Below are 12251 nucleotides of genomic sequence, written 5' to 3'. Positions count from 1 at the left end.
CAAATAATGCAAGACTTTAAAAAACCATATTATTCAATATACCAACGTATGGGTTGCGCAGGTGAGATCTATGTGAATGATGTCCCAGTATTTTCCAATTTTGGCAAAAGTTCTGAAGGACCTGGAGGAGTAACAGGAGATATACCTATTAACCATGCTCTTTTGAAAAGTGGAACGCATAAAATTGTAGGGAAAATTATGCCAAGACATAACAAGCAAAGTATTACTGAAGAAGAATATATGTCGTTGGATTTTTATCATGCAGAAGGAGAATTAGATAGATGGAAAGAAACTCGTGCTAAATTTCATCCAAGGTTAAAACAACCTTGGAATGGTCTGAGTGAAAATGTAAATTATCCCTCTTTTGAAATTACAACAGAAATTGAGGTAAATCTGCCCTTTGAACTAGATGGATGGCAAAACTCTATAGACCTCTTAAAAATGGATGAAAAAGACTTGCTTCAACAAGTAATTTCTTATTATACACAAATACACGCTGTATTACGTTCACACAATGCTTCTAAATTTTTAGAATTATCTCAAGAAAAAATGAAACTTCAAGAACAAGCTTTCTACTTTTCTGAAGAACGTAAGAAAAGTTTTAGGGATGGCGCTTTTAGCCTTTTTAATCAAAAATTAGAGGTACTTCCTCTAAATCCTGCTGAACTAAAATTAGATATAATAGGATATGGAAAACTTGTTAGATTATTGCGATTAGATGGAGGAATGGCTTTACAATATAAGAGCTCAAATCCTGAACAGCAAGAAAATATAGAATTTGACATTAAATTACATATGCGCACCAAAGAAAAGGGCTTTAGCATAATTTAAAAATGAATCGTAGGACTTTTATAAACAACACCCTTTTGACTTCTGTGGGGTTGATCTTTTCTAATACATTGATCAGTTGTTCCAATACTGGTATTTCTTTAGAAAAATGTATTGGACAATCAGAAGATTTGCTTTCATCTTTCCCAAAGGAAGGAGATCATAATTTTGCATATTACACATTAAATGAATCAGATTTTATCCACCCTTTAATTTTTGGAGAAACAACCTATGTGTTTTCTCAAGAAGGAAAAATAGTTGGGTATACAATTAAAATGAGTGGAATAAGTGAAATAACAAAATACAGCAACAAATTAAATGAGTTATATGGTCCATCAATAAAAATATTCGAGAATGATTATGGAGAGGAACATAAATGGACGACACCTGATCGTAATATGATATTAAATTACACAAAACAATATAAAAATATTCCACAAAACACTTTCTATAGTGAAGCATTGAAGGGTAATAAACTTATTGTTTTTTAATTATTTTAAGATTATAAGCGTAAAAATTCATTTTTGAAAATTCACAAAAAAACCAATTACCTTACATTTGACCTCAGAAGATTTTTCCTTTTTATTTGATCCAGTAGCATGGCCTTTAGTATTTTTTCTAGCGTTTTTTTGTGCTTGTATTGCCATTTTTTACACAGTGCTAATTTCTGTATTAGATATTAAATACAGACCTAAATGGTTGTTCTTTGCCTTATTACCAGCTATCATTATTATAGTAGCAGGTATTTCAAGATCTTATGTACTTACCACATTTTTATGTATTTTCCTTTTCACCTTTGTGTTAGGGATTTCGAGTATGATCAATAGAGGTATCAAAGGCACTATATCCGATTTAAAAAATTCAAAAAGTAAGAGACCACTTTGGCAAAGGATTCTAATCATACCTGCTGTAATATTGTTTGGTATCTTATTTATGGCATCTGGACCATATGCATTTTTTCTTATCATAGTATATGCAGTTATCAACAGAATGTTTTTTCCTAATGAAACAGACAAATTTCTAAGACTACAAGCTACTCTTCCTACATCCAAAATTAGATCTATGGCTATGGGATTAGTAGAAGTTGAAGGAAAAACGATAATGACAGAACCCTTAATCTCAAGAATTAAGAAAAAAGAATGTATTGGGTATACCTATAGAATAGAATCTATATCAAAAAATAGCGACGGAAAGAATACCTATTCTACGATTCATTATGAGACTGTCTGCAACTCTTTTATACTTAAAGATGACACTGGGTCTGTAGAAATTAATGCTGAAGAAATTGAACTTATCAATTTACCTGAAAAAGATTATTATACCAGTAATGGCAAAAGATATACACAACATATATTAACTCAGGACATTGACGTACTTTTAATAGGAAAAGCTAATAATCAGCACCAAAAAGTAATTATTGAAAAAGAACCTATCAAGGATATATTCACCTTATCCCCTATTGATACTATAAATATCTGGAATAAATTTAATCCTTTAAGAAAATCATTTATTACCTATCTAGTAACTATTGTAGCCTTAATTGCGATGATATTAATGCTAAAGGTTGATTATGATGATAATATAATAACACTTAGCTTTGAGTCAATGGAAGGCATTTTTAATCTGAAAAAAAATTGAATTAAGACTATGGAAAAATTAATTGGAATAATAATTATCGTTTTAGTCGTAGTTGGCTTTTTTAGCGTATTGATTCGTATTTATAACAAGTTAGTAATGCTAAAATTTAATATCGATAAGGCATTTGCCAATATAGATATATTACTAAAACAACGTGCTGAAGAAATACCAAATCTGATTAGTACCGTTAAAGAATATATGAGTTTTGAAAAAGAAACTTTGAATGAGCTTACCAAGCTACGAACTAATTATCTAAATACTACAGATCAGGAAAAAAAAGTAAAAGCTTATAATGAGTTATCTAAAGGTATTTCCAGAATCATGGTACTCTCAGAAAATTATCCAGATCTAAAAGCAAATAATTCCTTTATCAATCTGCAAGAAAGAGTGTCACAAATCGAAGATCATATCTCAGATCGAAGAGAGTTATTTAATGAAAGTGTAAATATGTATAATATAGGGATTCATGAATTTCCTAATATCATAATCTCTAAACTACTTGGTTATAAAAATCGATCCCTTTTGGCAATTTCCGAAGAAGAAAAAAAATACGATGGAGTTCAGTTTTAGGTTCTATGAAATTTTCAAGACTGTAGAAGCCAATCCAATGCTTATGGTGATGTGGGCTGCTTTTGGTGTGCCCTTAGTTATGTTAGTATTTGCTTTTGTCTCTAGATTATATAGAAAATTGAGCTTTCAAAAAAAACTGAATACCATAATCTTTTTATCATTAGGAGTTAGTTGGATATTGGGATTCATTATAATGATCACACTTTTTTTTGCAGAAGTATCAGGAATTAAACTATTAATCATTTGGTTGGTTATATATTTTTCTCTTTTACTTTTTTGTATTATTCATTCAACAGAATTATCTAAACTGACCACGCACTTGTTAAAAGAAAAAAGTAATAAGCAAAAGAAATAATTTCCCCAATTTTCAGATATTAATTTAATTCTTAGAATTACTACTCCTTTATTTCCAAATCATTTTGTAACTTTAAGTTAGACTAACAATGATTTATGCCTCTTTCCCTTGAACAGCTCGGTGTATTAGCTGAAAAGACCTTACTATTCCTTCTTGTTTTCAAAAGAGACGGGAAAGTTATCTCTTATAACCGTAGATGTGAAATTCTTTTTCCTCTTCAGAATGATAAGCAAAAGCGAAAAAATATAGTAGATTTTATTATTGATGAAGATGTGCCCATCTTCAAAAAAACTGTTTCTAATTTATCAGACAATAATACTATTCTAAGTGAAAGCTTTAGTTTTTCTACAGAAAAAAATGGTGTTTTAGCATTAAAGTTTGATCTAACCTATCATAATAATTTAATCTATGCAGCGGGTATTGATACCACAGAAGAATACAAAGAACATCGAGCACTTATTACTATTTCAAAATTAACCAAAACCGGAGCCTGGTATTTTAATCCAAAAACTAAGGAAATGTATTGGTCAAAAGGATGTTACCTCATCAAAGAATTAGATCCTAATACTCCTCTAACACGTGATAAAGGTGCTAGTTATTATCCTAAAGAGAATAGAGCACGGGTAGAAAATTACCTTAGTACTTTGATCAAGAGCAAAAAACCGTATGAGTATACAGAAAAAATAATAACCGAAAAAGGAAATGAAAAGTGGGTAAAAGTTGTTGCTCATCCCGTAATACATAAAGGTGAGGTAGTTTTTGTAAATGGTACAATCGCGGATGTTACTGATCGTCATCATTATATAGAGAAACTTAAACAGAATGAAGAAACTAAAAATTTAGCTTTGAAAGGTATAAAGTCCGGACTATTTGATCATATGATAAAAGACAACGTAGTTTTTTACAGTGTGGATTTTAGAAAAATGCTAGGTTTACCATTAGAGCAAGATTTTGTTCCAGAAGAGACTTTTAGAGGGATGATACACCCTGATGATGTGGATAAAGCCTTAAAAAGACATCTAGATAATCTTGATAAAAAAGGGTCACATTATTTTAATTATTATCGATTAAAACACCTGAGTGGCGAATACAGACATTATGAAATCTATGGTTTTAGAAAAAAGAACAAAGCCGGTAAGACTACTCGAATGATAGGAAATTTGATTGATGTTCATCAAAAGAAGCTCGATAAAAAGATAATATCAGAGAGTAAAAACAGATTACAAGCCATGGTAAATAATGGTTTTGTATACACTATTCTATTAGATAAAGAAGGTAGGATACTTATGACAGACAAAAAGTCCTCAAAAATTATTAAAAGAGATTTTAATATCGACCCAAATGAGACACCTTGCATGTTTATCGATGTTATGCCTCTAAATTTCAAAAATGTATTCGCTAATTCATTTAATGAAGTACTTAAAGGAAATACTATAAAAGCAGAAGTGGAACGTGTTACAAATCAAGGCGCTACACAATGGCTCGAAACAAAGTACGCTCCAATATTCGACAATGACTATAAAGTAAATTCAATTCTGGTTAGTTTCCACGATATTACAGAACAAAAGTTAGCAGAATTAGCGATTCAGGATGCTCACATCAAAGAGCAAGAGTTGAGTACTTTAAAATCAAACATATTATCCAATTTTAGTCATGAAATTAGAACTCCTCTTAATGGTATAATGACTATAAGTCAACTTTTACTTCGAGAAACGGATAAAAAGGAACATAATAAACTATTAAATTATCTGGAAGAGAGTAAAAATAGATTATTAGAGACCATGGATAATTTATCTAATTTTAGTGAAATAGAAGCTTTACAACAAAATATGTCTTTTGAAGAAATTGACATGAATTATACTGTAGAAACTTCATATAGAAACTATAAACATATGGCTGATGCTAAAGACCTTAGTTATTCATTAATGTTAGATGAAAGTTGCCCGATTGCTAGCATTGATGAAAACCTATTCAGGCCAGCATTAAATAATATTATTAATAATGCCATTAAGTATACTGAAAAAGGGGAAATTATTATTAAAGTTAGTACCAAACAATCTAAAAATAATATTTATATTTCGGTAAAAGATACCGGAATTGGCATAAAAAAAGAAAATATCGATAAAATCTTTACTCCTTTTATGCAAGAAAGTATAGGTTTAAGTCGTAAATATGAAGGTACCGGTGTTGGATTAAGTTTATCAAAACGATATATTGAAATACTTGGAGGGAAAATAAAAGTAAAAAGTGAATTAGGGAAGGGAACTGAATTTATTATTATAATACCCAAAAGTTTATGAATATACTATACGTAGAAGATAACAAAATAAATGCAATAGTAATGGATAAGATGCTTTCTAAAAATGCGTCTACCGTATTCATTGCTAATACACCAGTACAAGCTTTAAAGATTGTAAACGACGTTCATTTAGATCTTATTCTTGTAGATATCAATCTGGGATTAAATCAGATGGATGGTTGTGAATTATTACAAAGATTTCGCAAAATGGATATTCTACAAGGAATACCGGTTTATGCTGTTACGGCCTATGCAATGCCGGGAGATGAACAAAGATTCATTAATGTAGGTTTTGACAAATATTTCCCAAAACCTGTAAATTTCCAGAAACTATTGAACGCAATTTCTAGTATTAATACTAGTATTTCATAAAGCAAAAAAGAGCGTTTAATAACGCTCTTTCCAATATTATACAGTAAGAATTAACTTATTGTTGTTCATAATCAGAATCCCAATCCGTTCCATCATCTCCTTTTTGACCATCCATTTTGATCATAAAGTTTTTAGCCGGGAAATATGGTTTCATGTGTATATCAAGAAATACTCTATCCTTTTGATTTGGATCTTGCTCAAAACGTTTAATTGAGAAATCCTCTATTAACTGATCCGGACCAGTAACACTATCCAAGAACTTAACAATTTGTCCCATTAGTTCTTTACGAGTTCTTGCATTAAAGTTTTCAAAAGCTCTACGGTTTAAGAAATCCATTAAGACTTTGGTTATATAATCAAATACACGAACTACAGAATATGTTTGCAACCCTAAGTTATCTCCATTAAATAAAGTTTTAGCTGAGAATGCCATTACCTTACCATATTCATTAACCATAGGCACTAATCCTAATTTCTCTAGCTGAGCAATCTCACTTTTCTTTAGATCAAAACGAACTCCATCCACTTCATTCATACCACCATGCTTTTTACCCGCAGTAACCTGAGACATCAGAGTTCTATATACCTTACCTGCTAAAGCACTAGATGGAGGAACATATAGGTCGTCTTCTTCTCCTACTTCATCATGCTTACCTCTACCAACTAACCAATTACAGGCCATAATAACATTAGATCTGTACTTATCGCCACCAGTTAAATTAGCCGCTTCAAACATTTCCATTACATCATCTGGCTCATCTAAATGTTCAAAATCTGTAACCATCATTACTTTATTCTCATGGGCAATTTTCGCCCATTTCTCTACAACTTTATTAGAACCTAAATACCCTGGAATAACTAATAAACCGTAATTATCTCTAAGATCCAACCTGTCATACCCTTGTACCAATTCTTCCTGAATAGCATCAATAAACCTGGTATTATCCAAATCTTTAAGTTGCTCTAATTCAGCATTCATGATATTGATATTTTTAACTTTGGAAGACTCTGTATTTTTATAGAATAACGCTACAGACCTATAAGATTGCTCTAGCTCTCTTGTTTGCTCCAAAGCGGCTCCCAAATTTTTCTCCAATGATTTACCAGCAATCTCAGATCTTTTTTCAGACTCTTCTACCATAGCTGGAATGTCATCAGAAGAGGACAATATATTATTCCAGATTTCTAAAGTTTTTAGAAGTCTATCTCTTTCTAGTTTTTTTGAAGATTCAGTAAGAAAGATTTTTTTACGCGCTTTACGATCTGGATTCATGTTCTGCACATCGTCAATGCACGCTTCTAACAAATCAAAACCACCATATCTAGCTAATTTCTCTTCATTAATTCTTAATTCCTTTTCAGGATTTTCTATCTTGATACTCTCTTGAGCTTGTTTACCTGCTGCCATCTAAAATATATTTCTTTTTTAACCTTTTTGTTGCAATTCTGCCATTAATGATTGAATGGATCTTAACAATGCTTCTTTAGCATCAGGATCAGCTAATGCAGTTTTTAAAATCTTATTAGACTTAAGCTGTTTTACAACTTTAAGGTATTGATCCTTTTCGGTATCTAAATCATTCAAATATTTACTTTGATTGATAATTCCCTTTTTACCAAAATCACCTAAATTATTAAACTTCAACGACTCTTTACTTTCTACACCATCTGAATCTTCAAATTCCACATCAACCTGTGGTTTATAATTTTCGAATACACTTTCTACAGAAGTTAAGCCATTAACTATTACCGGTTTGATTGGCTGATCTTGTGTTAGTTTTTGAACAAGAAGTGTTTTATTTTGTCCAATCTCCAAAATTGCTTCACTCGCATCCGTTTTTACTTCTGTTCCTCCTAAACCATAACTACTATCGCTCATATTACTATACTAAATTGATTTGTTTATGATAAATATACTAAATTTTATTTCAGTTCATAACTTTTATTGGTATGACCACTGCATTTTTTCTTCCTTTACATCTAAATGTACTTTAGATCCTTTTCCTATTTCTCCTGTAATTAACTTCTTAGACAACGGAGCTCTAAGATCTGTTCTGATAACACCTCTTAATGGTCTCGCTCCATATTTTGGTGTAAAGCCTTTATACGCAAGGAATTCCTGAGCTGCTTCAGTAAGTTCTAAAGTAACTTCTTGCTTAGCTAATGCTTTATGTAAGTCTTTTAATTGAATATTAAATATTTTGACCACATTTTCTTTTGTAATCGGTGCAAAAGGGATAATTTCTGTTAAACGCCCTAAAAATTCTGGTCTAAAATGTGCTGACATCAACTCTAAAAGATCAGAAGACTTAGGGATAATTCCGTCTGTAAATGATTTCACTACGTGATCACTCCCTATATTAGAAGTAAATAAAATGACTGCATTGGAGAAATCTCCTGTTTTTCCGAGACGATCATTTAATTTACCTTCATCCAAAATCTGCAAAAATATGTCAAATACCGATGGATGAGCCTTTTCTATTTCGTCAAAAAGAACAATAGAATAAGGTCTTTGTCTTATTTTATTTACTAATAAACCTCCTTCTTCATAACCTACATATCCCGGAGGAGCTCCATAAAGTAATGCCGCGGAATGTTCTTCTTTGAACTCAGACATATCAAACCGAATAATCGCTTCTTCAGTTTGAAATAAAAATTCAGCTAAAGATTTAGCCAATTCTGTTTTTCCTGTTCCTGTTGGACCTGTAAAAAAGAAAGACCCTGTTGGTAACCCTGGCTTACTTAACCCCGATCTAGATTCCTGAACAGCCTCTGTAATCGTTTTAATAGCATGATCCTGACCTATCACTCTCTTTTTAATATGATCTTCCATATTTAGGAGACGCTCTTTTTCATCTGCTTGCAGTTTCCCTACAGGAATTCCTGTTTTATTAGCGATGGTAGCAGATACATCATTTTTATCTATCTCAGTTTTATCTTCTGAAGACTTCTTCAGAAAACGTTCTAAAATACTTGCTATTTTTTCTAAGCCTTTTTCCCAACTTTCAGATCCAGATAAGGTATCTTCTTCGCCAAGCTCAGTAAATAAAAGGTAACTAAATTTATTTTTTAGGTTATCATAAAGCCATTGAACATCCTCATTCTTCTCATCATCATCAATTCCTTCCTTATCTTTTACAACTTTTATGTCTTCTAACAATCCCTTAATCTGATCGCCAGTAGTTTCAATCATATATCTAGAGGCAGACATAGTTCGGTCTATCAAATCTATAGCAGCATCTGGCAAGCTTCTATCTTTATTATATCTTTTAGAAAGTCTAATCGCCTCAGAAATAGTATCATCATCAATAGCAAGACTGTGATGTTCTTTATACTTATCGATAGTATTAGATATCATCTTTAGTGTATCTTTTTCTGAAGGTTCCTCTAGGGCAACTTGCTCAAATCTTCTAGATAATCCTTCATCTGTTTCGATATGTTTTCTAAATGCATCATTAGTTGCTGTGGCAATGAAAGTAACTTCGCCTTTTGCAAGTTCAGATTTTAGTATGTTAACCAATCCTTGGTTCCCACTATCTTTATTGGTAAGGTTATTAAGTTCATCAATCAACAAAATTGGCCTTTCGAACTCTTTTACTGCTGCTATTATTTTTTTGAACCTATCCTCTACTTCACTTTTATAACTAGCTCCAGATACAAGATTTATAAAATCCAATTCATATATCTGAGCATTTGTCAAAGATGCGGGTACATTGCCATTAGTTACTGCTTCAGCAAAACTGTCTAATAAAACTGTTTTTCCTACTCCCGGTTCACCTACAATTAAAACATTAGGCTTAGAATGTCTTCCTAATATTTCTGTAATCATTTTTACTTCTGCATCACGACCGAAAACATCTTCTAGCTGATTATTTTTTGCAGCAAACGTTTTATCAATACAATATTGATCTAAAATTCCGGAATCTACACTTTTTATTCCTCCAGAGCTTGATGCTTTTTTTGCTCCACTTCCTGATGAAGCTGGTTTTCCTTGGTTGGCAGCTATCAGAAGTTCGTCTGCTTTGAGCGGTAATGTTTTTAATTGTTCATATGAAAATCCTACTCCTGGTGTACATAATGAAACTAATATAGCTTTAGTGGTGATTTCATCTTCTCCTAATTTCAGTTTTACCGTATCTGCTTCATTAAAAACTGCTTCAATAGATTTATCTCCTTGAATATCATCCGGTATGTTAACACCTCTAGGTAGTGCCTCAATCCTAACCTCTGACCACTCTTCATAATAATAGATATCGCCATCAATTTGACTAAAAAAATCTCTTAACCCTGCATCTTTATGGAGTAAAGCTTTAAGTAAATGCGCCGCATTATACTTATCATTATGGTATTCTTTTGCTATAGATTGCGCTATATGAATCGCACTATAAACGGTTGGTGATAATGTGTAATCTAAGATTTGCATGAAGTTAATTTTTCGTAAAACATAAAGTAAACAAATAACAAACTAATTAGCAAAAATAATAAGGTAAACTAACGCAGAATTGCAGTTTTTTTGATTTTATCCATATTAGACGAATAATTCCTCTATCTAATCTGACTAAATCTAATACCTAATTGTTTCTCAAGATCTCTGATAATTGAGAGCTCTTGTTTAACAATTAATGCTAATGACACTCCTGTTTTTCCAGCCCTGGCGGTCCTACCACTTCTATGCGTATAATACTCAATCTGATCTGGTAATTGATAATGAACCACAAAAGCTAAATTAGCCACATCAATTCCTCTTGCAGCTACATCAGTAGAAACCAATAATTGTAAATCCTTTTTCTTAAAAGCTCTCATCACTTTGTCTCGTTCCTTTTGAGTCATTTCACCCTCAAGCAAACCTACTTCATAATTCTTTGCTATTAACTGCTTAGATAATGTTCTGGCTGCCACTTTAGTTTTGGTAAAAATAATACCTCTACCGTTTTTTTGAGATTTCAAGAAGTAAGTTAAGGTATCTAATTTGTTGACATCATCACCTATCACAAAATGGTGATCAATCAATTTATTAACTGCATCATTCCTGTCAATAGTAACTCTAATAGCTTCTCGACTGACATAGGTATTAATGATCTCATTTAATGAAGATGGCATTGTTGCAGAAAAAAGCCAGATATTCCTATATCCCTTAGTTTTACTTAAGATAGTAGTAAGGTCTTTCTTAAATCCCATGCTTAACATTTCATCAGCCTCATCCATTACAATGGTTTTGATCTTAGAAATATCAACCGCTTTTCGTTCTATCAAATCTATTAATCTTCCGGGAGTAGCAACTACAATATGGGTTGGACGATTAAGCCTGGAGATCTGTTTTTCAATTTTTTCTCCTCCATATACAGATTCTGTAAAAATCTTTTCTGTGTATTTGGTGAATTTAAAAAGTTGTTTTGCTATTTGTTGGCCTAGCTCTCTGGTAGGAGCAAGGATTAAAGCTTGAACCTCTTTTTTAGCTGGGTCTATATGAGAAAGTAATGGTACACCAAAGGCTGCAGTTTTTCCTGTACCAGTCTGTGCCTGACCAATAAAATCTATTTGATTATTAATAAGTACAGGTATTGCCTGCTCCTGAATCTTGGTAGGAGTATTAATTCCTAAAGCAGAAAGGCCTTTATTTAAATCTTTTGATACCCCAAGTTCTAAAAAAGTCATCGTCTAATTGATTTTGTACAAAAGTAACTGAATACATTCATACATAATCAAATAAAACGTAAGATTCTTAGCAAGCGATACTCATAAAATATCCAAAAAGTTGCTTCTTTGGTGTTAATCCTCTTTTATGATAATGAGATTTATTCATACAAAAACCACCAGAACAATTAAAATCAAATCCTTCATCAGATGAAATGATATCCATCTCAGTTAGTTTATGAGCGTGTTCCTGGTCATCATGAAGTAGAAAGTGGGTGTTTGTTACATTAAAAAAATTGTAAGAAAAAACTTTCTTGTGAGAAACATGATGTTCTTTGTGATCAATATGTAAATCTAAAGAATAGGAAGTGTTATTTTCATCAGACACAGAGTTACTCTGCGAATATAACACAGTAGATCCAAAAAACATTAAAAGTAGTGAGGTGTAGTGTAGAAGTTTAGTCATATTCTAGGGGATTATGGTTATGCTTTTAATTTTAGTTTCTCAAAGAAACCTTTTCTTATTAAGCTCATAAAGCTTTTATAAGGTTGTAT

11 protein-coding genes are annotated in these 12251 nt (G+C 31.8%); 6 read left to right on the top strand and 5 right to left on the bottom strand.

Features of this window, described 5'->3' with window-relative positions; all coding sequences use genetic code 11:
• Positions 1-6 precede the first annotated feature (6 nt).
• From J8M14_RS14475 to J8M14_RS14450, 6 genes are all read left to right on the top strand, one after another.
• Entirely contained in the window at positions 7-831 is an 825-nt protein-coding gene (locus tag J8M14_RS14475) for a hypothetical protein (protein ID WP_211075526.1), read from the top strand.
• 2 nt (positions 832-833) lie between these two features.
• Positions 834-1319, top strand: a complete 486-nt coding sequence (locus J8M14_RS14470; protein WP_211075525.1) for a hypothetical protein — start codon at positions 834-836, stop codon at positions 1317-1319.
• Between the two features lie 67 nt (positions 1320-1386).
• Entirely contained in the window at positions 1387-2466 is a 1080-nt protein-coding gene (locus J8M14_RS14465; protein ID WP_211075524.1) for a hypothetical protein, read from the top strand.
• A gap of 9 nt (positions 2467-2475) precedes the next feature.
• Positions 2476-3036 carry a LemA family protein gene (locus tag J8M14_RS14460; RefSeq protein ID WP_211075523.1) on the top strand — a complete coding sequence of 187 codons (561 nt, stop codon included), beginning with the start codon at positions 2476-2478 and terminating at the stop codon, positions 3034-3036.
• Between the two features lie 450 nt (positions 3037-3486).
• Complete coding sequence (locus tag J8M14_RS14455; protein ID WP_211075522.1) at positions 3487-5691, top strand: ATP-binding protein; 2205 nt, start codon at positions 3487-3489, stop codon at positions 5689-5691.
• Positions 5688-6062, top strand: a complete 375-nt coding sequence (locus J8M14_RS14450; RefSeq protein WP_211075521.1) for a response regulator — start codon at positions 5688-5690, stop codon at positions 6060-6062. The genes J8M14_RS14455 and J8M14_RS14450 overlap by 4 nt, the downstream gene beginning before the upstream one ends.
• Before the next feature lie 55 nt (positions 6063-6117).
• Here J8M14_RS14450 and J8M14_RS14445 read toward each other — a convergent pair whose 3' ends face one another.
• From J8M14_RS14445 to J8M14_RS14425, 5 genes are all read right to left on the bottom strand, one after another.
• The gene (locus tag J8M14_RS14445; protein WP_211075520.1) at positions 6118-7470 is read right to left on the bottom strand and encodes a DUF5458 family protein; all 1353 of its coding nucleotides are present in this window, start codon (positions 7468-7470) and stop codon (positions 6118-6120) included.
• 18 nt (positions 7471-7488) lie between these two features.
• Positions 7489-7941 carry a hypothetical protein gene (locus J8M14_RS14440; protein ID WP_211075519.1) on the bottom strand — a complete coding sequence of 151 codons (453 nt, stop codon included), beginning with the start codon at positions 7939-7941 and terminating at the stop codon, positions 7489-7491.
• A 63-nt stretch (positions 7942-8004) separates the two neighbouring features.
• Positions 8005-10485 (bottom strand): ATP-dependent Clp protease ATP-binding subunit, encoded by a 2481-nt coding sequence (locus J8M14_RS14435; RefSeq protein ID WP_247672653.1) that lies wholly within the window; start codon positions 10483-10485, stop codon positions 8005-8007.
• 122 nt (positions 10486-10607) lie between these two features.
• Positions 10608-11717 (bottom strand): DEAD/DEAH box helicase, encoded by a 1110-nt coding sequence (locus tag J8M14_RS14430; RefSeq protein ID WP_211075518.1) that lies wholly within the window; start codon positions 11715-11717, stop codon positions 10608-10610.
• A 67-nt stretch (positions 11718-11784) separates the two neighbouring features.
• Positions 11785-12162: a hypothetical protein gene (locus tag J8M14_RS14425; RefSeq protein WP_211075517.1), complete on the bottom strand. Its 378-nt coding sequence runs from the start codon at positions 12160-12162 to the stop codon at positions 11785-11787.
• Positions 12163-12251 lie beyond the last annotated feature (89 nt).

Source organism: Aquimarina sp. MMG016, from assembly GCF_018100805.1.
GTDB lineage: Bacteria > Bacteroidota > Bacteroidia > Flavobacteriales > Flavobacteriaceae > Aquimarina.
The sequence above is the reverse complement of the archived record's forward strand: the minus strand, read 5'-3'. Positions and strand labels throughout refer to the sequence as shown.

What these genes read in the sequence shown, in the direction of transcription:
- J8M14_RS14440 (WP_211075519.1), bottom strand. Translation starts at nt 7,941, where the DNA reads ATGAGCGATAGTAGTTATGGTTTAGGAGGAACAGAAGTAAAAACGGAT.
- J8M14_RS14475 (WP_211075526.1), top strand. Translation starts at nt 7, where the DNA reads ATGCAAGACTTTAAAAAACCATATTATTCAATATACCAACGTATGGGT.
- J8M14_RS14425 (WP_211075517.1), bottom strand. Translation starts at nt 12,162, where the DNA reads ATGACTAAACTTCTACACTACACCTCACTACTTTTAATGTTTTTTGGA.
- J8M14_RS14450 (WP_211075521.1), top strand. Translation starts at nt 5,688, where the DNA reads ATGAATATACTATACGTAGAAGATAACAAAATAAATGCAATAGTAATG.
- J8M14_RS14445 (WP_211075520.1), bottom strand. Translation starts at nt 7,470, where the DNA reads ATGGCAGCAGGTAAACAAGCTCAAGAGAGTATCAAGATAGAAAATCCT.
- J8M14_RS14435 (WP_247672653.1), bottom strand. Translation starts at nt 10,485, where the DNA reads ATGCAAATCTTAGATTACACATTATCACCAACCGTTTATAGTGCGATT.
- J8M14_RS14430 (WP_211075518.1), bottom strand. Translation starts at nt 11,717, where the DNA reads ATGACTTTTTTAGAACTTGGGGTATCAAAAGATTTAAATAAAGGCCTT.
- J8M14_RS14455 (WP_211075522.1), top strand. Translation starts at nt 3,487, where the DNA reads ATGCCTCTTTCCCTTGAACAGCTCGGTGTATTAGCTGAAAAGACCTTA.
- J8M14_RS14460 (WP_211075523.1), top strand. Translation starts at nt 2,476, where the DNA reads ATGGAAAAATTAATTGGAATAATAATTATCGTTTTAGTCGTAGTTGGC.
- J8M14_RS14470 (WP_211075525.1), top strand. Translation starts at nt 834, where the DNA reads ATGAATCGTAGGACTTTTATAAACAACACCCTTTTGACTTCTGTGGGG.